Source organism: Shinella zoogloeoides, assembly GCF_033705735.1.
In the GTDB taxonomy this organism is placed as follows: domain Bacteria; phylum Pseudomonadota; class Alphaproteobacteria; order Rhizobiales; family Rhizobiaceae; genus Shinella; species Shinella zoogloeoides_A.
On sequence record NZ_CP131130.1, the window covers coordinates 1,585,106 to 1,607,409 of the forward strand.

At 64.5% G+C, this 22,304-nt stretch carries 20 protein-coding genes; 9 read left to right on the forward strand and 11 right to left on the reverse strand.

Annotated features, from left to right (window positions below; genetic code table 11):
* Positions 1–140 precede the first annotated feature (140 nt).
* A complete protein-coding gene (locus ShzoTeo12_RS08135; RefSeq protein WP_318912120.1) occupies positions 141–899 on the reverse strand; it encodes an NYN domain-containing protein in 759 nt (252 codons plus the stop codon).
* 95 nt (positions 900–994) lie between these two features.
* A complete protein-coding gene (locus tag ShzoTeo12_RS08140) occupies positions 995–2,674 on the reverse strand; it encodes an NAD+ synthase (protein ID WP_318912122.1) in 1,680 nt (559 codons plus the stop codon).
* Positions 2,675–2,972: 298 nt separating this feature from the next.
* Here ShzoTeo12_RS08140 and ShzoTeo12_RS08145 point away from each other — a divergent pair, with 298 nt between their 5' ends.
* From ShzoTeo12_RS08145 to ShzoTeo12_RS08160, 4 genes are all read left to right on the forward strand, one after another.
* Positions 2,973–4,895 carry an LTA synthase family protein gene (locus ShzoTeo12_RS08145; RefSeq protein ID WP_413251146.1) on the forward strand — a complete coding sequence of 641 codons (1,923 nt, stop codon included), beginning with the start codon at positions 2,973–2,975 and terminating at the stop codon, positions 4,893–4,895.
* A 56-nt stretch (positions 4,896–4,951) separates the two neighbouring features.
* Complete coding sequence (locus ShzoTeo12_RS08150; RefSeq protein ID WP_318912124.1) at positions 4,952–5,482, forward strand: DUF1003 domain-containing protein; 531 nt, start codon at positions 4,952–4,954, stop codon at positions 5,480–5,482.
* Between the two features lie 144 nt (positions 5,483–5,626).
* Positions 5,627–6,049, forward strand: a complete 423-nt coding sequence (locus ShzoTeo12_RS08155) for a TadE/TadG family type IV pilus assembly protein (RefSeq protein ID WP_245424795.1) — start codon at positions 5,627–5,629, stop codon at positions 6,047–6,049.
* Between the two features lies 1 nt (position 6,050).
* Positions 6,051–7,766, forward strand: coding sequence for a pilus assembly protein TadG-related protein (locus ShzoTeo12_RS08160; protein WP_318912126.1), 1,716 nt, complete (start codon positions 6,051–6,053; stop codon positions 7,764–7,766).
* A 3-nt stretch (positions 7,767–7,769) separates the two neighbouring features.
* Here ShzoTeo12_RS08160 and ShzoTeo12_RS08165 read toward each other — a convergent pair whose 3' ends face one another.
* The 3 genes from ShzoTeo12_RS08165 to gor form a co-directional block, all read right to left on the reverse strand.
* Positions 7,770–8,165 carry a GFA family protein gene (locus ShzoTeo12_RS08165; RefSeq protein ID WP_318912128.1) on the reverse strand — a complete coding sequence of 132 codons (396 nt, stop codon included), beginning with the start codon at positions 8,163–8,165 and terminating at the stop codon, positions 7,770–7,772.
* Between the two features lie 121 nt (positions 8,166–8,286).
* Positions 8,287–9,660: a class II 3-deoxy-7-phosphoheptulonate synthase gene (locus ShzoTeo12_RS08170; RefSeq protein WP_119256196.1), complete on the reverse strand. Its 1,374-nt coding sequence runs from the start codon at positions 9,658–9,660 to the stop codon at positions 8,287–8,289.
* A gap of 147 nt (positions 9,661–9,807) precedes the next feature.
* A complete protein-coding gene (gene gor / locus ShzoTeo12_RS08175) occupies positions 9,808–11,196 on the reverse strand; it encodes a glutathione-disulfide reductase (protein WP_318912130.1) in 1,389 nt (462 codons plus the stop codon).
* A 270-nt stretch (positions 11,197–11,466) separates the two neighbouring features.
* Here gor and ShzoTeo12_RS08180 point away from each other — a divergent pair, with 270 nt between their 5' ends.
* On the forward strand, positions 11,467–11,802 hold the full coding sequence (locus ShzoTeo12_RS08180; protein WP_318912132.1) for a hypothetical protein: 336 nt from the start codon (positions 11,467–11,469) through the stop codon (positions 11,800–11,802).
* 69 nt (positions 11,803–11,871) lie between these two features.
* Here ShzoTeo12_RS08180 and ShzoTeo12_RS08185 read toward each other — a convergent pair whose 3' ends face one another.
* Together ShzoTeo12_RS08185 and rpiA are read right to left on the reverse strand one after the other, a co-directional pair.
* The gene (locus ShzoTeo12_RS08185) at positions 11,872–12,411 is read right to left on the reverse strand and encodes a DUF2059 domain-containing protein (RefSeq protein WP_318912133.1); all 540 of its coding nucleotides are present in this window, start codon (positions 12,409–12,411) and stop codon (positions 11,872–11,874) included.
* Positions 12,412–12,429: 18 nt separating this feature from the next.
* A complete protein-coding gene (gene rpiA, locus ShzoTeo12_RS08190) occupies positions 12,430–13,128 on the reverse strand; it encodes a ribose-5-phosphate isomerase RpiA (protein ID WP_318912134.1) in 699 nt (232 codons plus the stop codon).
* 189 nt (positions 13,129–13,317) lie between these two features.
* Between rpiA and ShzoTeo12_RS08195 the strand changes: the two genes are divergently transcribed.
* Positions 13,318–13,992, forward strand: a complete 675-nt coding sequence (locus ShzoTeo12_RS08195; RefSeq protein ID WP_318912135.1) for an HAD family hydrolase — start codon at positions 13,318–13,320, stop codon at positions 13,990–13,992.
* A 90-nt stretch (positions 13,993–14,082) separates the two neighbouring features.
* Here the strand turns inward: ShzoTeo12_RS08195 and ShzoTeo12_RS08200 are convergent, their stop codons facing one another.
* Positions 14,083–15,963, reverse strand: coding sequence for a murein L,D-transpeptidase (locus ShzoTeo12_RS08200; protein ID WP_318912137.1), 1,881 nt, complete (start codon positions 15,961–15,963; stop codon positions 14,083–14,085).
* A 503-nt stretch (positions 15,964–16,466) separates the two neighbouring features.
* Between ShzoTeo12_RS08200 and fumC the strand changes: the two genes are divergently transcribed.
* The 3 genes from fumC to ShzoTeo12_RS08215 all read left to right on the forward strand — a co-directional run bounded on the left by fumC (position 16,467) and on the right by ShzoTeo12_RS08215 (position 20,108).
* A complete protein-coding gene (gene fumC / locus ShzoTeo12_RS08205; protein ID WP_119256190.1) occupies positions 16,467–17,891 on the forward strand; it encodes a class II fumarate hydratase in 1,425 nt (474 codons plus the stop codon).
* Between the two features lie 167 nt (positions 17,892–18,058).
* Positions 18,059–19,129, forward strand: a complete 1,071-nt coding sequence (locus ShzoTeo12_RS08210) for a GGDEF domain-containing protein (RefSeq protein ID WP_318912140.1) — start codon at positions 18,059–18,061, stop codon at positions 19,127–19,129.
* A 334-nt stretch (positions 19,130–19,463) separates the two neighbouring features.
* Positions 19,464–20,108 carry a L,D-transpeptidase gene (locus ShzoTeo12_RS08215; RefSeq protein ID WP_318912141.1) on the forward strand — a complete coding sequence of 215 codons (645 nt, stop codon included), beginning with the start codon at positions 19,464–19,466 and terminating at the stop codon, positions 20,106–20,108.
* A gap of 15 nt (positions 20,109–20,123) precedes the next feature.
* On the opposite strand, the gene ShzoTeo12_RS08220 is transcribed toward ShzoTeo12_RS08215, so the two are convergent.
* From ShzoTeo12_RS08220 to ShzoTeo12_RS08230, 3 genes are all read right to left on the reverse strand, one after another.
* The gene (locus tag ShzoTeo12_RS08220) at positions 20,124–20,870 is read right to left on the reverse strand and encodes a M15 family metallopeptidase (protein ID WP_318912143.1); all 747 of its coding nucleotides are present in this window, start codon (positions 20,868–20,870) and stop codon (positions 20,124–20,126) included.
* 37 nt (positions 20,871–20,907) lie between these two features.
* The gene (locus tag ShzoTeo12_RS08225; protein WP_318912144.1) at positions 20,908–21,294 is read right to left on the reverse strand and encodes a hypothetical protein; all 387 of its coding nucleotides are present in this window, start codon (positions 21,292–21,294) and stop codon (positions 20,908–20,910) included.
* Between the two features lie 74 nt (positions 21,295–21,368).
* On the reverse strand, positions 21,369–22,277 hold the full coding sequence (locus ShzoTeo12_RS08230) for an alpha/beta hydrolase (RefSeq protein ID WP_318912146.1): 909 nt from the start codon (positions 22,275–22,277) through the stop codon (positions 21,369–21,371).
* Positions 22,278–22,304: the final 27 nt, after the last annotated feature.

Genomic DNA, 22,304 nt, shown 5'->3' on the forward strand with positions numbered 1-22,304 from the left:
CCGCGCCGTCGCCTCGCCCGCCCCTTTTCCGCCCTGCCTGCCATCGTTTCCCCTGTCCGGCCATCCGGTTTTCCGGATTGTTGGAGGAAGGCTAGCGGACAGACGGCAAAATTCGCTTAAACAGGCTGGTGAGCGAAAGCTTAACCCACGACTGCAACGGAAGGCTGCCCGTTATCGACAACCTTCTTCAGCGCGCACTTGCCGACGCGCGCCTTCCTGTTGTTGTCGGCCAGTTCGGCGCCGGAAAAGGCGAGCAGCTTGCAAAGCTGGCTATGCCCGTAGGTCTTGACCTCAAAGCCCGGCGCGCATTCCTTCAAGGCCTTCATCATGTCCGGCAGGCCAACCCAATCGCCGCCATCCAGCCGCGGCGCCGCGACAAAGGCCCGCTGGAGGAGATCGGCCTCCAGCCTGCACGGCGCAGATGCATTGCTTGCCGGCGGCGCGGCCCTGGTGCAGACAGTTGCCGGCTTGCTGGCCTTCGCCACCTCCACGAAAGCATCGCACGCCTGCCTGAAATGGGCCGACGCCGCTGCGCTGCCGAGACCGATAACGGTTTTTCCCTCCTGCCGGATACGCATCGCCAGTTGCGTGAAGTCTCCGTCGCAGGTGGCGATGCAGAAGACGTCCACCTCGTTCCGGCAAAGCATTTCGACGGCATCGATGACGAGCGCGATGTCTGCACCGTTCTTGCCTGTCGTACCCCCGGCCGTTTGGCGCGGCGTCAGTGCATGGCGCGGCGCGGCGTCAAGCCAGGAAGCAAGATGTTGCCGCGCGAAGTCGCCATAGAGCCGCCGCTCCCGCACAAGGCCGTGCCGGGCCGCCTCGTCGATAATTCTTGCCGCTGCCGAGACCGACACGTTCTCCGCATCGATAAGAACCGCTACATGCTGCACCGTCATGGCCATCGCCTCCGCCATTTTGCGGAAACGATAACAAAAGGCGGCGCCGTCGCAATCGACACCACCGCCTTTTGCTTGCAACGGTTAATGCGAAACTACCCCCGGTCACGGTACCGGTTGGTGATCGGGTAGCGGCGGTCGCGGCCGAAATTCTTGCGGGTGATCTTCACGCCCGGCGCGGACTGGCGGCGCTTGTATTCGGCGATGTAGAGCAGATGCTCGATGCGGTGGACGGTCGCCGCGTCGTGGCCGCGCGCGACGATCTCCTCCGTGCTCATCTCCATCTCGACGAGGCATTCGAGGATGTCGTCGAGCACCGGATAAGGCGGCAGCGAATCCTGGTCGGTCTGGTTGGGCCGCAGTTCCGCGGACGGAGCCTTGTCGATGATGTTGTGCGGAATGACCTCGCCCGAGGGGCCGAGCGCGCCCGGCGGCACATGCCCGTTACGCCAGCGCGACAGGCCGTAGACCTGCATCTTGTAGAGGTCCTTGATGGGATTGAAGCCGCCGTTCATGTCGCCGTAGAGCGTGGCGTAGCCGACCGACATCTCCGACTTGTTGCCGGTCGTCACGACCATCGAGCCGAACTTGTTGGAGATCGCCATGAGGATCGTGCCGCGGGCGCGGCTCTGGAGGTTCTCCTCGGTGATCCCCTCGTCCGTCCCCTCGAAAAGCTCGGAGAGCGAAGAGAGGAAGCCGCTTACCGGCGCCTCGATCGGCACGATGTCGTAACGGCAGCCGAGCGCCTTCGCGCAATCGGCCGCGTCCTTCAGCGAGTCCTTCGATGTGTAGCGGTAGGGCAGCATGACGCAGCGCACCCGCTCCTCGCCGAGCGCGTCCACGGCGATGGCCGCGCAGATCGCCGAGTCGATGCCGCCGGAAAGGCCGAGCACGACATTCTTGAAGCCGTTCTTGTTGACGTAATCGCGGAAGCCAAGGAGGCACGCGCGATAATCCGCCTCCTCCCGCTCGGGAATGCGCGACATCGGCCCGCCGTCGCAGACCCAGCTCCCGCCGTGCTTCTTCCAGGTGGTGAGCGCGATCGTCTCCTCGAACTGGCTCATCTGGAAGGCGAGCGTCTTGTCCGCGTTGAAGGCGAAGCTCGCGCCGTCGAAGACGAGTTCGTCCTGCCCGCCGAGCTGGTTGGCGTAGAGAAGCGGCAGGCCGGTCTCGATCACCTGTTTCAGGGCGACCTGATGGCGCATGTCCACCTTGCCGCGATAATAGGGCGAGCCGTTCGGCGACAGCAGGATTTCCGCGCCGCTCTCGGCCAGCGTCTCGCAGACGCCGAGATCGCCCCAGATATCCTCGCAGATCGGAATGCCAAGCCGCACGCCGCGGAAATTGACCGGGCCGGGCATGGCGCCCTGGTCGAAGACGCGCTTCTCATCGAACTCGCCGTAGTTCGGCAGGTCCACCTTGTCGCGTACCGCGATCACCTTGCCGGCGTCGAGCACGGCGACGGCATTGTATCGCCCGGTCTCGTCCTGGCGCGGAAAACCGATGACGACGCCGGGACCGCCCTTCGCCGTATCGGCGGCAAGGTCGTCGATCGCCCGGCGGCAGGCCTTCAGGAAGGCTGGCTTCAGCACGAGGTCCTCCGGCGGATAGCCGGAGATGAAGAGTTCCGTCAGGAGCAGGAGATCGGCGCCCTGCCGGGCCGCATCCTCGCGGGCGGCACGCGCCTTGGCGAGATTACCGGCAACGTCGCCGACCGTCGGGTTCAATTGCGCGACAGCGATGCGCAGCGTGGTCTTTTCAGTCTCGGAAGTCATGTCTGCGGACCCGTCTCCTGCTCGTGTCCGCCTTTCCCGCGCGATGCCGGAGGAAACGACGGACGGTCGATACGCTCTTTAGAGCATGGCTGGCGTTTTGGGAATGAACGGCGGCCGGTTTGCATTCGATTTCGGCAAAATCCGTCGTTTTTCAGGGGGTTCGCGACCATTGCCGCAATGCAACAGAAGGAACCAAAGCACGCCGGAAACGTTCGGCAAGCCATTCATGTTCTGTTCAAGATGACATCCGTATGACAGATACACGAAAGTTTTATGACACTCGGAGAAGGCCTTGGCCCTGTTCACTTCCGCAGCCGTGGCAATCGAAGCCACCGAGATTTCCGCCGCAGAGGCAGGCTTTTTCGCGCGCCATGCCAAGGCGCTGGCGGTTCTGCGCTCGCTGGCCGTCTCGTTTCTCCTGGCGCTTGCCACTGTCGTCGTCGTCGAACTCATCACGCGTGGCTCGCTCGGGCAGACCTATGCCTATCTGACCAATCTCCAGCAGCCCGGCTGGACGACCGCCGGCATGTTCTTCCTGCTCTATCTCGCCATCGACGCGCTGATCGGCCGCCAGCACAAGGCCGTGCTGCTGGTCTCCCCGCTCGTCGTGCTGATGGGCGTCATCTCGCAGCAGAAGCAAGTGTTCCTTACCGACCCGCTCTATCCGACCGACCTGCTTTTCGGCCGCCAGATCCTCGAGCTGATGCCCGTGCTGGTGCAGGACCGCCCGTGGACCGCCGCGGGCCTTGCGCTGGCCGTCCTCGCCGCGGTCTCCGGCCTCATCGCACTCTGGATCTTCGCCTGGCGCCGCTTCCGCCCGCTGACCAGGAAGGAGCGCCTGACGCGCCTTGCCGTCACGCTGCCGCTGCTTGCCGGCTTCGTGTCCATCATGGACTACAACGACTTCTCCTGGGTGCGCGACCGGCTGAAGGTCTTCCCGATCATGTGGGATCAGGCGGAGAACTACCGCCATAACGGCTTCGTCATGGCCTTCGCGATCAACCTGCCGATGGCGAACGTGCAGGCGCCTGCCGGCTACATGACCGATGCCATCGACAAGATTCCGTCCAAGCCCCTGCCGGCCGGCACGACGCACCGCTCCAAGCCGGACGTCATCGTGGTGATGAGCGAGTCCCTCTGGGATCCGACGCGCCTTGAGAACGTCAAGCTTTCGCCCGATCCGATGCCGGTCATCCGCGAAAACGCCAGCGGCAACGTCTTCTCGCCGGAATTCGGCGGCCTGACGGCCAATGTGGAATTCGAGGCGCTGACGGGCTTCTCCAACGCCTTCCTGCCGACCGGCAGCATTCCCTACCAGCAATATGTGCGCAAGCCGATCCCCTCGCTCGCCACGTTCTTCCGCGCGGAAGGCTACACGGCACGCGCCATCCATCCGTTCTCCGGCTGGTTCTGGAACCGCACCAGCGTCTACAAGGCCTTCGGCTTCGAGGCCTTCAAGGATGTCGACCAGATGCCGCCGCTGGCAAAGCGCGGCAACTTCACCTCGGACGAGGCGCTGACGAAGGAAATCATCCGCCAGGCGGACGCGCAGGAAAACCCGTTCTTCTTCTTCGCCGTCACGCTGCAGGGCCACGGCCCCTATGACGACGGCCGCTACAAGAAGACCGACATCGCCATCGACGGCAAGCTCGACGCCCGCGAGAACCGCATGCTGGCAAGCTATGCCCAGGGCGTGAAGGAAGCCGACCAGAGCCTCAAGATGCTGATGGACTGGGCGAAGGAACGCGACCGCGAGACGATCATCGTCGTCTTCGGCGACCACCTGCCGCCGCTCAACACGGTCTACAAGACATCCGGCTACATGCAGGGCATCACCGCCTCGCGCAAGGGCTCGGCCGAGCAGATGAAGAAGGAGCACGAGACCCCGCTCGTCATCTGGTCGAACAAGACCGGCGTGGAGAAGGAAGTGGGCACGATCAGCCCGGCATTCCTCTCCTACTACATCCTCAAGGAAGCGGGCTACGAGCACCCCTACTACACCGGCTTCCTCGGCGCGGTGCACGACAAGCTGCGCGTCATCGACCGCTACATGCTGATCGACGCCAAGGGCAACGCCACGCCCGACTGGGCGCGCAAGAAGACGCTCGACCCGCTGGTGCGCGACTTCCGCTTCCTGCAGCACGACATCATGTTCGGCAAGCAGTACGGCCTCGAACGCTTCTTCGACTCCCATGCGGAACTGATGGCGGCAGGCTACTGATTTTCGCCGGAATAAGGCTAGGCTAGGGCTCCGATTCCCGCTTCCGGAGCCCGGCCATGAGACCCTTCGACGACGCAGCCCAGATCCTCTTCGGCAAGCCCGCCGACCAGCTCGACGAGACCGAGCGCGACGTACTGCTGCACTCCCGCGAGGGCCGCATTCTTTCGGAAGACCGCAACATCGCCTACGAGGCGAAGCAATCGGTCGGCGAGCGCATCGCCGACGCCATCGCCCGCATCGGCGGCTCCTGGGCCTTCATCATCGGCTTCCTCGCCTTCCTCGTCGTCTGGACGATCGCCAATACGCTGCTGCTGACGAAGGATGCCTTCGATCCCTACCCCTTCATCTTCCTCAACCTCGTGCTTTCCATGCTCGCCGCCCTCCAGGCTCCGATTATCATGATGTCGCAGAACCGGCAGGCCGCCCGCGACCGCTTCGAGGCCACCAAGGACTACGAGGTGAACCTCAAGGCGGAGATCGAGCTCATGGCGCTGCATCACAAGATCGACACCCATTTCATCGAGGAGATCGCCGCACTCAAAATGGAAATCCTGCGGCTGCACGACGTGCTGCACCAACGGGGATGACAATCCGCCACAACCAAAAATAGGCGTATTTCACAAAAATCAATCTATAGGAGAAATTAAGATTCTCGGCGCACGATAAACGTGCATCCACATCAGGGATGCGGGGAATGCCATGCCGTCACACAATCCGAAGGAGGAGATGTCGTGCACGCCTTGTCCCGCCTGTCGAAGGATCGCGCCGGCACATCGGCGCTGGAATTCGCGATCATCGCCCCGCTCTTCTTCCTCGCACTGTTCACGCTGATCGCCTACGGCATCTACCTTTCCGTCACGCATTCCGTGCAGCAGATCGCCGCCGATGCCGCCCGCACGGCGGTTGCCGGGCTCAACCCGACCGAGCGCGTCACGCTCGTCAACCGCTACCTCGATGCATCCCGCCTCGACTACTCCTTCATCAACCGCACGAAGATGAAGGTGCTCGTCACGGACGATCCGGGCAATCCGGACCAGTTCACCGTCACCATCACCTACGATTCCAGCGACCTGCCGATCTGGAAGCTCTTCACCTTCGCGCTGCCGAAGGAAGAGATCCAGCGCTACGCCACCGTGCGCATCGGGGGGATGTGAGATGAAGCCTCCCCGCTTGCTCCAGGACCGTTCCGGCAATATCGGCATACTCGCGGCGGCGAGCCTGCCCCTGATGATCTTCTCGCTGGCGCTGGGCGTGGACTACGGCTACCTCACCGTGCAGCGCCGCCAGTTGCAGTCCTCCGCGGACCTCGCCGCGATCGCCGCCGCCTCCAACGTTGCGGAGGCGGAAAAGGCCGCCGCGACCTATTTCGCGCTCAACCACCTGCCGGCTTCCGTCTCCGGCACGAACGGCGTGACGATCCCCGCCGCGACGCCGGTCGGCCTCAAGGCCGCCGTCACCACCGCGACGGTCGAGCGCGGCCGCTACGTCGCCGATCCCGACATTCCGCCCGAGGACCGCTTCAAGCCGGCGACGGCCGATGCCGACGCCGCACGGGTGACGCTGTCCCGCCCCGCCGACCTCTTCGTCGCCTCGGTCTTCATGCCGAAGTCGCCGCTGCTTTCGGCAACGGGGTCGGCCTCGCGCACCAAGGTCGCCGCCTTTTCCATCGGCACGCGCCTTGCCAGCCTCAACGACGGCATCCTCAATACGCTGCTCGGCAAACTCCTCGGCACGAAGCTCTCGCTCAAGGTGATGGATTACCGCGCGCTGGTCGACACGGATCTTTCGGTACAGCCCTTCCTGAAGGCCGTCGCCACGCAATTGAACCTGACGGCCGGCACCTATGAGGACGTGCTGAATGCCGGCATCACCATGCCGCAGCTTCTCGCCTCCATGCGCGCCGTCGAGGGGCTTTCCGGCCCTGTCCGCTCCGCCCTCCACGCCATAGAGACGGCGACGTCTGGCAGCAAGGTGAAGCTCTCCCTCTCCCGCATCCTCAACATCGACCCGAAGAAGGGCATAGCCGTAGCGACGGGCGGCGACTGGGCGATGTCCGTCAACGCCCTGCAGATCGTCACCGCCGCCGCGGCCCTTGCCAACGGCAAGAACCAGGTGGCGCTCGACACCGGCCTTGCCATTCCGGGCCTCGCCTCGGTGACCGTCGCGCTCGCCATCGGCGAACCGCCGGTCGAAACGCCCTCCCACCGGCTGGGCGCATCGGGCAGCGCCGTGCGCAGCGCCCAGACGCGGCTTGCGGTCGAGGTCGGCATCGACGGGCTTGCCGCGCTGGCGGGCCTTCGGATCAAGCTGCCGCTCTATGTCGAGGTCGCAGCGTCCGAGGCAAAGCTCGCCGATATCCGCTGCCTCGGCGGCTCGCCGTCCAATGCCAATGTCGCGGTCGATGCCGCGGCGGGCGTTGCGGAGATCGCCATCGGCAAGGTGGATCCGTCCGTGCTCGCCGATTTCTCCGACGAGCCCCGGGTGCAGAAAGCCCGGATCGTCGATGCCCTGCTCCTCAGCATCGACGCGCTGGCGCATGCCGAGGCCAAGAATCTTACGAAGGATCGCCTCACTTTCACCCCGACGGAGATCACCGCCAAGGCGACGAAATCCACCTCGACACGCGATACGCTCACCTCCACCATCCAGAGCCTGCTCGGAAAGCTCGAGGTCGAGATCAACATCAAGCTGCTCAATCTCGGGCTCAGCACCTCGCTCGTCACGCAGGCGCTCGCCTCGACGCTCGGCGCGGTGACGCCGGCGCTGGACGAACTGCTCTACAATCTGCTGCTCGCCGTCGGCGTGAAGATCGGGGAAGCGGATATCCGCGTGACGGGCGTAGCCTGCCAGCGCCCCGCCCTCGTGCAATAGGGCCTACCCGCCCTGCGGGAATTGCGGCGCGCCGTCGGCAATCTCGTAATAGTCGCCCTTGTCCGCGCAATAGATGTGCACGCCGATGGAAAACCCTGTCGGCCTGTCGAAGGAGCCGGCCATGACCGAGGTATAGTTGGAACCATCGCCCTTCCAGAACAGGGCGGAGCCGCATGTCCGGCAGAAGCCCCGGCCCGCACGGTTGCTTGCACGATACCAGGCGACGTTCTCCGATCCTTCCACCGTCAGCTTCTCGTCGCGCACATTGACCGCGGCGTAGAAATTCCCGGTCTGCCGCCGGCACTGGCTGCAATGGCAGGCGACGATCTTGCTGAGGTCTCCCTGCGTGCGGAAACGCACCGCGCCGCAGAGGCAATGTCCCCGATGTTCCTCGCTCATATTCCCCCCAAACGAAAACCGGGCCAGCTTTGCCAGCCGGCCCGGTCCTGTCAAATTCACATTCCTGAATGCATGCATCAGCCCCGCTCATCGACGGAACCGAAGCATGAACGGAAGGCGATCAGCCGTTCACGACCATCCGCTTCTCGTCGCGGCCGCCCTTCATGCGCTCGGCAAGGAGGAAGGCGAGCTCCAGCGCCTGGTCGGCGTTGAGGCGCGGGTCGCAATGCGTGTGGTAGCGGTCGCCAAGGTCCGCGCCCGAAAGCGCCCGTGCGCCGCCCGTGCATTCCGTCACGTCGTTGCCGGTCATCTCGATATGGATGCCGCCCGGATGCGTGCCTTCGGCGCGATGAATCTGGAAGAAGCTTTCGACTTCCGACAGGATCCGCTCGAAGGGACGGGTCTTGTAGTTGTTGAGCGTGATCGTGTTGCCGTGCATAGGGTCGCAGGACCAGACGACCTTCTTGCCTTCCCGCTCGACGGCGCGGATGAGGCGCGGCAGGTTTTCCGCCACCTTGTCGTGGCCGAAGCGGCAGATCAGCGTCAGGCGGCCGGCCTCGTTCTGCGGGTTGAGGAGGTCGATGAGCTCCAGGAGGCCATCGCTCGTCAGCGACGGACCGCACTTGAGGCCGATCGGGTTCTTGATGCCACGGCAATATTCGATATGCGCATGGTCGGCCTGGCGGGTGCGGTCACCGATCCAGATCATGTGACCGGACGTCGCGTACCAGTCGCCCGAGGTCGAATCGACGCGGGTCAGCGCCTGCTCGTAACCGAGCAGCAACGCCTCATGGCTGGTGAAGAAATCCGTCTCGCGCAGGTTCGCGTGGTTCTCCGAGGTGATGCCGATGGCCTTCATGAAGTCCATGGTCTCGGAAATCCGGTCGGCGAGCTTGCGGTAGCGCTCGGCCTGCGGGCTGTCCTTGACGAAGCCGAGCATCCACTGGTTGACGTTCTCCAGGTTGGCATAGCCGCCCATGGCGAAAGCGCGCAGGAGGTTCAGCGTCGCGGCGGACTGGCGGTAGGCCATGATCTGGCGTTCCGGGTTCGGCACGCGGGCCTCTTCCGTGAACTCGATGCCGTTGATGATGTCGCCGCGGTAGGACGGCAGCGATACATCGCCCTGCTTCTCGATGCCCGAGGAACGCGGCTTGGCGAACTGGCCGGCGATGCGGCCGACCTTGACCACCGGGAGCTGGGCGCCGAAGGTCAGCACCACGGCCATCTGGAGGAAGGCGCGGAAGAAGTCGCGGATCGTATCGGCACCGTGCTCGGCGAAGCTTTCGGCGCAATCGCCGCCCTGAAGCAGGAAGCCCTTGCCTTCGGCCACGTTCGCAAGCGCGGTCTTGAGGCGGCGTGCCTCACCGGCGAAGACGAGCGGCGGAAACTTCGCGAGGCGCTCTTCGGTCGCCGCCAATGCGGCGAGATCGGGATAATCCGGAACCTGCTGGATGGGCTTCTGCCGCCAGCTGCTCGGCGTCCAATTCTGTGCCATGATACTCACCTGTCCTGAAGCGCTCCCAACAAGCCTGGAACGCCCCTCCGTTTTAACGATGCGGGCTTATAAACCGATAGATGGTTCTTGCATAGCGGGAGTTCTAGCGATCGACTGTCCCAAATGCGCCAGATGTGGCAACCGCCGTCAGACCCGCTGGCCGTTCCTGACGCGATAGCTTGGCTGGTACATCGTCACCAGTTCCTCCGACGCCGTCGGATGCACCGCCATGGTGCGGTCGAAGTCGTCCTTGGTGACACCAGCCTTCAGCGAGATGCCGAGGAGCTGCGCCATCTCGCCCGCCTCGTGGCCGAGGATATGCGCGCCCACCACCTTTCGGTCGGAGGCATTGACGACGAGCTTCATGATCGTCTTTTCCTGCCGGCCGGAAAGCGTCGCCTTCATCGGGCGGAATTCGGCGCGGTAGATTTCGAGATCGTCGAACCGCTTCGCTGCTTCCTCCTCACTGAGCCCGACCGTGCCGATCTCGGGCTGCGAGAACACGGCGGTCGCGATGAGGTCATGATCCGGCGAGACCGGATTGCCGCGAAACTCCGTCTCGATGAAGCACATCGCTTCGTGGATCGCGACCGGCGTCAGCTGCACGCGGTCGGTCACGTCGCCAAGCGCAAAGATGCCGGGAACGTTGGTCCGCGAATGCTCATCGACGATGATCGCGCCACGCTCGTTCATGGCGACGCCCGCCGTCTCCAGCCCGAGGCTGCCGGTGTTCGGCACGCGGCCGAGCGCCAGCATCACCTGGTCGACGGTCAGTGTCTCGCCGGTCTTGGTCTTCACGACACGGCGCCCGCCCTCGCCTTCGGCGACGCTGGTGATGATATCCTCGCAGATGACGCGGATGCCCTTGCCGATCATCGCCGACTGCAGGCCGTGGCGCATGTCCTGGTCGAAGCGCGAGAGGATCTGCTTGCCGCGGTAGATCAGCGTCGTCTCGACGCCGAGGCCGTGGAAGATGTTGGCGAATTCGACGGCGATATAGCCGCCGCCCGCGATCAGGATGGACTTCGGCAACGCCGGCAGGTCGAAGGCCTCGTTCGAGGTGATGCAGAGATCATGGCCGGGCAGGTCGAAATGCGGCGTCGGATGACCGCCGACGGCGATCAGGATGCGCTCGGCCGTCACCAGTTCGTCGGTGGCGGTGAGGCGGATCGTGTTCGGTCCGACGAGCACTGCGCGCGTCGCGAGGATGATCGCGCCGGCATTCTCCAACCCCTTGCGATAGAGACCTTCGAGGCGTGCGATCTCCTTCTCCTTGGCCGAAACGAGCGCCGGCCAGTCGAACTTCGTTTCGCCGACCTGCCAGCCGAAGCCGGCCGCATCCTCGAAATGCTCGTGGAACTGCGAGGCATAGACATAGAGCTTCTTCGGCACGCAGCCGCGGATGACGCAGGTGCCGCCGAAGCGGAACTCCTCGGCGATCGCCACCTTCTTGCCCATGGCGGCGGCAAGGCGCGCGCTGCGCACGCCGCCGGAGCCTCCACCGATGACGAAGAGGTCGTAGTCGAATGTCGTCATGTCGCGATCTCCTGCGGGCAAGCCTGGCCGAACGGCCGTCTAAGGACGCGGAAGGCGAATCCGCCCGCTGCGTCCGACACATATAGGAACAGCGCGCCCAAAAGGAAAAGGCCGGATCGCCGGTTGAGCGCCACTCCCGCTGCGGTCGCTTTACATTACCGGAAAATCCGCCCCAAATGCTGGGCCGGGCGGCGTGGATGCCCGATTTACGCCGGGGCGAAGGGCCGTTAGGAAATACCCGACCGATTGTGGTCCAAGTGGATGATCATCATGACAAAGCCCCTGCGTACCGCGGCCTGCGCGGCCGTACTCGCCCTCCTGGCAGGCCCTGCGGCCGCCGAAGACCTCGTCTTCGAGCTAAGGAACGGCACCAATTCCACGCTCACCGCCTTCTACACCTCCCCGGTCGGCGAGGACCGGTGGGAAGAGGATGTGTTCGGCGACCAGGTGCTCGAGCCCGGCGAGACGATCGAAGTCACCATCGCGGATGGCCGCGACGTCTGCGAGTACGACATGCGCTTCGAGTTTTCGGAGGATTCCGCCTTGGATACGACGACCGACACGCAGAACCTGTGCGAACTCGGCTCCTACACGATCCATGAATAGACGGTGGCGGGCCGTCGCCATCGAGGCATATGAAAAAGGCGGCCCGTGGCCGCCTTTTTCCGTCGATACTTACTGCTTCGGCTTCGCGTCGCCGCCTTCGGCAGGCTTGGCGCCGATCATCTGGTCGAGCTTGGTGCCGCTTTCGGTGCGCAGGTCGCGGTCGATGCCCGAAGCCCAGATTTCGGCAGCCTTCACGACTTCGCGCGTGGCGATCGGACCGTCCGACAGCAGCTTCTTGCCGACGGCCGAGCCGTAGAAGTCGGCGATGGCCTTCAGCTCGTCCTGCGTGAAGGTCTTGGCGTAGATCGTCGCGGCTTCCTTCTCGAGGTCGGCGCGGCGCGGCGCCAGCGCCAGCGCCTGTTCGTCGACGACGGCACTGATTTCCGGTTCGTGGTTCGGCGAGGCCTGCACGAGAGACGCCTTCACCCGCGCGGCAAGGCTCGGAAGGATGTCGTCGAAGCGGCTCGTCGCGCCGATGGCGTCGATGGCGGCGCGGGCTGCCTTGATCTGCGCGTCCGTGACGTCCTGCGCCTTGACGGCGCCGGCAAAGCCAGCCGAAACGATGAGGGTCACCGCGAGGGTCCGGCCGAAACCAGCAAATTTGATCATGTCGGTCTGTGCTCCTGTCTATTCTTTCGCCGTCAGCGTGCGCGCACCAGCGGGTCCCGCGATGATGGCAAGCGACGCCATATTGATGAAGAGGCCGTGTTCGACGACGCCCGGTATGTCATTGAGATTGCTTGCGAGCGCATCTGCATCAGGAATGCGGCCAAAAGATGCGTCGAGAATGTAGTGTCCACCGTCCGTCATGAACGGGCCATCGCCGGAGGTGCGCAGTGCGATCGGGCCGCAAAGGCCGAGGCGCGCGGCCGTCTTCTCGATGGCGATGCGCGTTGCGGCAAGACCGAACGGATTGACCTCGATCGGCAGCTTGAAGGCGCCGAGCGTCTCGACGACCTTGCTCTCGTCGGCGATCACGATCATGCGCTGCGAGGCGCTGGCGACGATCTTCTCGCGCAGCAGCGCGCCGCCGCCGCCCTTGATGAGGCGCAGCCTGCCGTCCACCTCGTCGGCGCCGTCGATGGTGAGGTCGAGTTCCGGCAGTTCATCGAGCGACTTCAGCGGCACGCCGAGTTCGACGCAGAGCCGCGCCGTGCGCTCGGAGGTGGGCACGCCCTCGACCCTGAGGCCGCCGGCCACCTTCTCGGCCAGGAGTCGCACGAATTCCTCGGCGGTCGAGCCGGTGCCGATGCCGAGGCGCATGCCGTCTTCTACATGGGCCAGCGCTGCCTCGGCGGCCTTGATCTTCATTTCACGGGCGTCCATGCCCAAAACTCCCTGAGCCGTTGCAAACCGGCGCGCGAAGCGGCCGAAATTCCGGTGAGACACTTACACGCCCCTGCCGGCAAACGAAAGCCAAAATCGCCGCCTCCCTGCGGCAGGAAAGCGGATTGCAAATGCCGCCCCGCCGTCGCATACCGAAAGCATCCTCCCTCTTTCCACCCGCAGGTTTTCATGTCCGCTCCTCTCGTAGTCTTCGATCTCGACGGCACCCTCATCGATACGGCACACGATCTCGTGGCGAGCCTCAACCACACGATCGGCCTCGAAGGGCTGGAGCCGGTCGGCTACGGCGACCTCACCTATCTCGTAGGCCACGGCGGCCAGGTGATGATCAAACGCGCCTTCGCGCTGCGCGGCCGCGAGATTTCCGACGAGGAGCTGCAGCGCATGCTCGCCGTCTTCGTCGAGCACTATGCGGACGCCATGCCCGGCGTCTCGACGCCCTATCCCGGCCTCACCGACGCCATGGACCGTCTTGCCGGAACCGGCTACCGCCTCGCCGTCTGCACGAACAAGATGGAAGGGCTTGCCCGCCGCCTCGTCGACGGCCTCGGCCTCACGGCGCGCTTCGCCGCCATCACCGGCGGCGATACCTTCGCCGTGCGCAAGCCGGATGCCGAGCACCTGCTCGGCACCGTCCGCCTCGCCGGGGCCGACCCCAAGCGCACGGTGATGATCGGCGACAGCCTCAACGACATGCTCGTCGCCCGCAATGCCGGCGTCCCGTCGATCGGCGTGCCCTTCGGCTATTCGGACGTGCCGGTCGCCGAGCTCGAGCCGAACCACGTCATCGCCCATTTCGACGAACTGACGCCCGGCCTCGTGGAGCGCCTCATCGCCCGCTAGAGCATCTCCGGCAAATGCGAAAATGCTGCAATGAAAAAGGGCACGCCTCCCGGGAGGCGTGCCCTTTGATTTACCAGCCGGCTTGCAGGATCAGCCCTGGACCTGCCGTGCCGAGCGCGTGGCGGCGAAGGCCTTGCGCATGTAGTCGTCACGGCCATAGACGTCGTCGAAATACTCGACCGCGCCGTTCTTGTTCGGCCAGGCGGTGAAATAGGTGATGTAGATCGGGATATCCGCCTTCACGCTCAGCGCCTTGTTGCGGCCGGCCGCGATCTCCTTGCCGACATCCGCCTCGCTGACGCCGAGCACGGCCGCCGCCATCTTGCGCGGTTCGGCAAGGCGCACGCAACCGTGGCTGAGCGCCCGCATGTCCTTCTTGAAGAAGCTCTTCGACGGCGTGTCGTGCATGTAGATGGCGTGGCTGTTCGGGAAGAGAATCTTCAATTCGCCCAGCGCATTGTCGCCGCTCGGCGGCTGACGCACGGAAACGCCGGCGGTCGAGCCGCTCCAGTTGACGGAGGACGACGGCACCGCCCGGCCGCCCACGGCGACCTCGTAGCCCATGCGGTCGAGATAGGACGGGTCGTTGCGCAGCTTCGGCAGCATCTCGTTGATGATGATCGACTGCGGCACGCCCCAATATGGGTTGACCTCGACGGTCTGGATGCGGTCCTCGAAGAAATAGGTCTGGTGCGACTTGGAGCCGACGACCGTGCGCATCGAGAACTTTTCCGCGCCGTCCTCGTAGTAATAGACCATGAAGGCCGGCTGGTTGATGAAGACATGGCGCGCGCCGAGATCGGCCGGCAGCCAGCGGGCCTGTTCCAGCGCGACTTCGAGCTTGGCGACCTTGTCGGCCACCGAATCGCCGCCGACGAGCTTGCGGATCGATGCCTTGCCGACGACGCCGTCCGGCTTCAGGCCGTTCTCCTTCTGGAAGGCCTCGACGAGCGCGACCAGTTCCGGCGTATAGTCCGGCGTGCCCGCATAGCTTGCGATGGTCACCGAATGGTCGGTCTTCAACGCATCCGAACCGTGCTTGACGATGCCCTTGACGATATTGGCGAGTTCCGGGCTGCTCTGGCCCGGCTTCAGCAGCGTATTTTCGGCGATCACCACGCGGTCGTCGCCCTCGGTCTCGGCGCGCAGCCTGGCAAGCTCGGCCTTGAGCGCCTGGAAATCGGCATTGGCCGGCGAGCGGCTTTCGAGGTAGCCCTTCACGTTGCCGCTCAGCGCCACGTTCTTCAGCGCGGCGACGAGGTTGACGTCCTTGCGCTTGAAGTCGTGATAGCCCGAAATCCGGTTCGGATCGATCCGGCCCCGCACCGCGTCCTGCACATAGGTCGCGACGGCCGACGAGAGGGCGATCTCGAAGGTCGCAAGCTCGTTGTAGCGCGCGTTCATGTCGGCGCTGTCGAAGCTGTCCGCCGGGATCTGCACCGCGTAGTCCCAGGGGTCGAGACCGACGGCCGCGGCATCGGCGAGCACCGCGATGGCGGCCTTGGCCTTCTCGTTGATGCCGGTGCCCTCGACCCAGACGAGCTTCTTGTGGTCGGCGTAGAACGTCTCGACCGCCTTGGCGGCATCCGGCGTGGTGCGCACATTGACCGAGGCGAAAGCGGCGCGGATGCCGGAATCGCCGGCCGGCACGATATCCGCGGAGATCGAGCTGGTTACGACGGGATCGGCCAGTTTATCGACGGCGACACGCTTCAGGGCATCGGCCTTGTAGGTATAGTAACGGGGGCCGGTGACGCGCGGCAGGGGCTTTGCTTCCTGCTTCACCGCGGCATTCGGCATCACCGCGCCGGTTTGCACGCCCGGAAGCTCCTCGCGCTTCGGCTCCTTCTTCTTGCCGCCGCGAATGAAATCCATCAGCGTAATGGCATTTGCGGGCGCGGCGGGCAGCGTGATGGTGGCGCAGGACAGAGCCAGCGCAGCGGCCAGCACGGCAGTCTTTGACAGCTTCATAAGTATTCCATTCCCCGAATGAACCGCACCTTGCGGTCTCTGGCGGCGCCCGAACCAGCAGGCCGGTAAGTTATAGGAAAGGATGGTGAATGAAAAGGAAACGCCCCTCCCCGCCGACCGTTCCACGCCTCACGAAACCGTTATGCCCGAACCTGAAAAACAGGACGGGCGACACCCGGTAAAAATTTGAATTGACGCGGATTTTTTTGCCTGGAGCCGGTTTTCCAAATCCCTCGGCAGAAAATCAGAAAAAATTTGTGCCGACAGTTGTGATGGAAAAGGCACAGCGCCCGCGAGGCCTTCGATACCCCTTGCGCGACCATATCCGCCGCCTAATCGATTTTAACCGAAAGTCTCGTCCCGCACCGCCAATCCGCCCTTGCAACCCGGTCTGAGATGGGCCAGAGATTTGCGCGATTTTTTCGCGCCAGCGCGGCCCTTCCCGAACGGCCCGCGCTCGCCCGGCCTGCCGCGCCCCATGCGGCGGCATCGCCGGCGGCAGGATGGAGCGCATGGGCTTTAAAGCGGGAAGCACAATGACATCGACGCGCACGGAAACGGATACATTCGGCCCCATCGAAGTGGATAACAGCCGCTATTGGGGCGCGCAGGCCCAGCGTTCGCTCGGCAACTTCAAGATCGGCTGGGAAAAGCAGCCGCTTTCGGTCGTGCGCGCCCTCGGCATCGTCAAGCAGGCCGCCGCCCGCGCCAACGTGGAGCTCGGCCGTCTCGACCCGAAGCTCGGCGAAGCGATCGTCGCCGCCGCGCAGGAAGTCATCGACGGCAAGCTCAACGACCATTTCCCGCTCGTCGTCTGGCAGACGGGCTCGGGCACCCAGTCCAACATGAACGCCAACGAGGTGATCTCCAACCGGGCCATCGAAATGCTCGGCGGCGTCATGGGCTCCAAGAAGCCGGTGCATCCGAACGACCACGTCAACATGAGCCAGTCGTCGAACGACACCTATCCGACGGCCATGCACATCGCCTGCGCCGAGCGCATCGTCCATGACCTGCTGCCGGCGCTCAAGCACCTGCACGCCGCGCTCGAAGCCAAGGTCAAGGCCTTCGACCACATCATCAAGATCGGCCGCACGCACACGCAGGACGCCACCCCGCTGACCCTCGGCCAGGAATTCTCCGGCTATGCCGCGCAGGTCGCCTCCTCGATCAAGCGCATCGAACTGACCTTGCCGGGTCTTTGCGAACTCGCCCAGGGCGGCACCGCCGTCGGCACCGGCCTCAACGCCCCGGTCGGCTTTGCGGAAAAGGTCGCCGATCAGATCGCGAAGATCACCGGCATCGCCTTCAAGACCGCACCGAACAAGTTCGAGGCGCTCGCCGCACACGATTCCATGGTCTTCTCGCACGGCGCGATCAACGCGGCCGCCGCCGCCCTCTTCAAGATCGCCAACGATATCCGCTTCCTCGGCTCCGGTCCGCGCTCCGGCCTCGGCGAACTCTCCCTGCCGGAAAACGAGCCCGGCTCGTCCATCATGCCCGGCAAGGTCAACCCGACCCAGTGCGAAGCCCTCACCCAGGTCTGCGCCCAAGTCTTCGGCAACCATGCCTCGCTGACCTTCGCCGGCAGCCAGGGCCATTTCGAGCTCAATGTCTTCAACCCGCTGATGGCCTACAATTTCCTGCAGTCGGTCCAGCTCCTGTCGGATGCCGCGATCTCCTTCACCGACAATTGCGTCGTCGGCATCGAGGCGCGCGAGGACAACATCAAGGCGGCGCTCGACCGCTCGCTGATGCTCGTCACGGCGCTCGCCCCGAAGATCGGCTACGACAATGCCGCCAAGATCGCCAAGACCGCGCACAAGAACGGCACGACGCTCCGCGAGGAGGCCGTCGGCGGCGGCTACGTCACGAACGAGGAGTTCGACGAGGTTGTGCGCCCGGAAAAAATGATCATGCCGGGTTGAAGAAGTTTTTTTTAATATAACAAGCGAAAAGGCCGCAGATCATTGGATTTGCGGCCTTTTTTCTTTCCGCATTCCGTTACGGAATACACAAACGTTAATCTTTCCCAAAGCTTTTTCGCAGTATTTTACGGGATGGGAGCCAACCAGGGAAATCAGGAGCAGCCGCAATGAACACGGCAGTCGCGCAGAAGGTCCAGGTGCCCGATATCGCGGCACAGGTGACCTATGCCATGCGCATAATGGGCGTTTCTCCCATTCCGCGGAATTACGAGCTGTTCTACGAAGCCTATATCGGCTCGAACCCCAAGCTGACGCGGGAACTGGCCGCCCTCGGCACCAAGGCCTCGCAGGAGGAACTGGACGAGATCGGCGCCCGCTATTTCGGCCATCACCACGGCGAAACCGTCATCGACGGCGCGCATACGAGGATCGTCGGCGAGCTGGAAGGCATCCTCCGCCTCCTCAAGCAGGAACAGACCTCACTCGAAAGCTATAACAGGCTGCTCGACGAAACCTTCGTGCGCATCAGCGGCAAGAGCGTCACCAGCGCCGAGATCATCCGCAGCGCCATCGGCGTCCTGACGGAAGCGACCGGCGACACCATCACCCAGGGCAAGGAGATGGTCGAGAACGTCGCGCAGAAATCCATAGAGATGGAGAACGTCCGCAAGGAGCTGGACGAATACAAGCGTATCGCCAACACCGATTCGCTGACGCAGCTCTCCAACCGCCGCGCCTTCGACGACAAGCTCTCGGCGATCTACAATTCCTCCATGTCGCGCAACGTCACCGCGCTGGTCCTTGCCGATATCGACCATTTCAAGAAGATCAACGACACCTACGGCCACCCGGTCGGCGACAAGATCCTCGCCTCCGTCGCCAGCCTGATCCGCGCGAACGTGCGCAAGGACATCCTCGTCGCACGCACCGGCGGCGAGGAATTCGCGATGATCGTCGAGGGCAATACCGAGGAAGAGGCGATGGCGATCGCCGAGCGCATCCGCACCGCGCTGGAGCACACGCCGTTCAAGAATTCCAAGACCGGCGTCAACTACGGCCCGATCACCATCTCGCTCGGCTTCTGCATGGCCTCCTGGGCGGAAGGTCCCGGCGAACTCTACTCCAAGGCCGATATCGCGCTTTACTGCGCCAAGAACGGCGGGCGCAACCGCACCATGGCCTTCGAGGACGGCATGAAAAAGGACTTCACCAAGAGCTGGCTGATCTACCGCAAGTAGGACATCCGTTCCTGTCCCGAAACGGCGCCCTTCGCGGCGCCGTTTGCATTTCGGCAACGAAATTTTCTCCCCGGCCAAATCCGGCGGAACCGTGGCGGGACCTGAGCGTTTCCACGGCGAACGGAGGATCGTGCCATGCAGAACGAATTTCTCGAAATGACGATCATCGCAGTCCTGATGGTCAGCAGCCTCGTCTGGATCCAGCCCTTCTGAGGGTATATGGCCGGCGGGCGCCTGTTCCCGCCGGAACATCGCGGCATCCGCCGCCGTCCTACAACGTCCCCATCGGAACACGCCGGGCGGAACGCCCCGGCTTCAAGACAGGGGACAGGACATGAAAAAGCTCGCCATCGCGCTCATCGCCGGCCTTCTTTCCACCACGAGCATCGCTGCCGCCGACAATAGGGTCGATCCGATCGAGGTCGCGTCGCTCTCCTCCGCCTCGCAGAAGACCGGCTGGCTGCAGGTGCTCTCTGGCGGCAAGCCGGTGAAGTCGAATACGAAGATCGCCGCCGTCTCCCGCGCGCCCATCGCCCGCGAACTCGTCGCCTTCGACGAGGACGTCCCGTCCGGCACGATCATCGTCGACAATTCCGAGCGGCGCCTCTACCACGTGCTCGGTTCCGGCCTTGCCATGAAATATGCCGTCAGCGTCGGCCGCGAGGGCTTCATCTGGACCGGCACGGAAAAGGTGACGCGCAAGACCGAATGGCCGACCTGGACGCCGCCGGAAGACATGCGCGCCCGCGAGGCGAAGAAGGGCAAGGTCCTGCCGGTCACCATGAAGGGCGGCCTCGACAATCCGCTCGGCTCGCGCGCCATCTATCTCGGCTCCACCATCTATCGCATCCACGGCACCAACCAGCCGTCCTCGCTCGGCAAGGCGCAGTCGTCCGGCTGCATCCGCATGGCGAACGAGGATGTCGAGCACCTCTATGCGCAGGTGACGCCCGGCACGACGGTCATCGTGCGCAATTGAGGAAGACCGGAACGATCAGCGGCAGGCCGATGCGCCTGCCGCTTTTGCTATCGCGATGAGTTCCGGGCGGTATTCGAAATGCATGGTGTCGTAGTGATACCAGCGCCCGCCCCAGATGAAGCCGTGCCGCTCGAAAATCTCGACGATCTCCAGTGGATACCGGTTGGCATGGCGCGGCACCTTGCCCGGCTTGCCGCCGGACCAGACCCAGTAATCGGCGAATGTCGTGTTGAGGTCGATGGCCGCGCCGAAGCTGTGCACCGACATGTTCGGCGCGCCGGAGACCCTGCGCCAGTTGAAGGTGCCGGCGGAGGGCGCCAGGTAGCGCTTCAGCGCCGGCCTTTCCGCAAGCGCGTCCCGCACCTTTTCCAGCGCCGCCGCGGCGCCCTGCCGCTTCGTGACGCGCAATGTCGTGCCGAACCAAGCGACGGGAACGAGGTCGCCTTCCACCGCCTTCGCGGTCCGGCCGTAAAGCCGCATCATCAGCGCATCGCTGCGGATGCGGCCCGGGTCGAAATCGACCACGGGCTTCGCCTCGCAGGCGCCGAGCGGATAGATCTGCCGCAGGCTGTCCTCGATGTCCCCGCCGGCGAGCGCCGACTGGTGGTCCTTCGCCTTGCCGTCGTCGATCGGAAGCGGCTCGCCGCCGTCGCGCAGGAGAAGCATGTTGCCCTCGACGCCGGAAAGGCTCTCGGGATAGGCCTCCACGAGGAGTTTGAGGCGCGTGGCAAGGTCGGGCTCGGCCGCGCGCGCGGCCGGCATGGCCGCCGCCAGCGCGAGCGCGGCGGCGAACCGGCGCTTAGTCGACGGAGATATTGATATAGTCGCCTCCCGCGCCGCGCCAGATTTCGACGGAGATGCGCACGTCGCCATCGAGGATGCGCCGTGCGGCGCTGCCCTCGATCCGGCCGCCGCGGATCATGCGCTCGGCAAGATCGCGGTTGCGGGCGGATGCGAAGAAGCTGTCGATATCGTCGCCGGGCTGGCGGATGCCGAAGCGGTGCACATTGGCGCGATCCTGGCGGATGACCTGCCAAGGCTGGGTCAGACGCTCGTTGCTGGAATTGTAGAGATCGTCCTGCCCGATATAGGCGTCATAGCTTTCCAGCAATTCGTCGGCATGGGCCGCACCCGTCGAAACCATCAATGTTGCAGCGCAAGCCGCCGCGAAAATTCCTGTCCGCATTTCTCACTCCAAATCCGGCCGAAGCCCTTAGCAATGACAAGACGGGCGGGCAGGTGCGGATATTCGCGGCCTTCTTAGGCGGCAAGACGCCGCCGGTCCTCCGCCAGGAAATCGACGATGCGGTCGATCACCGGTTCGGCCGAGACGATGCGGCGATGGCCGAAGCCGTTCGCCCATTCGAGCGTCACGTTCGGCCCGGCGGCCGCATAGCGGCGGGCATGCAGCGCCGGCACCTCCTTGTCGTCCTCGGCGTGGAGAACAAGCATGGGCGCTCCGAGCCGCCCTGCGCCGTTCGCCGCATCGAAGGCCGAAAGCGGCGCGCCGGCGATCCGTTCCACATGGCTCTCCAGCGCCGCCTGCGCCCGGGGCCCGAGCTTCAGCAGCCGGCCGAGATCCTTGAAAAGCCACATCATTTCGCTCGGAGAACCGATGGTGACGAGCCGGCGCGGCCGGTGGGCGGGAACCGAGGGCACGAGGCCGCTTGCCGCGCAGGCAAGCGATGCGCCGCCGAAGGAATGGCCGCAGAAATAGTCGAAGCCGCCAAAGCGCTGCCAGGCCGCGTCAATCGCCCGGACGGCCATCGGCAGCGTCAGCGTGCGGCCCCGCGAAGCGCCGTGGCCCGGCAGGTCGAGCGCGACGACCTCATGGCCCGCGGCGACCAGCCCCTCGGTAAGGGCGGCAAGATAGGCCGTGCGCGAGCCCCAGCCATGCACCACGAGGACGCGCCCCGCAAAGGCCTCGCAGGGGCGCGCGGCAAAGCGGTGCGCGACGGCGCTGCCGCCCTCGAAGGAAAGCGTGACGCGCTGCGCCTGCCGCATCCAGCCGCGCGAGCGGGCGAACAGCTCCTTCTCCTTCGCCGTGCCGGGGCGCCGGCGGGGCGTCGTCGCGAAGAGACGGAAGGCGGCGCGGCCGGCCGCATTAGGGGACACCGCGGCCACGCCCGAAAGCGCCAGCCGGATGACCTTCAAGCCAAAGGATGCCATAGTGGGAATCCATAAAAATGTTCAATG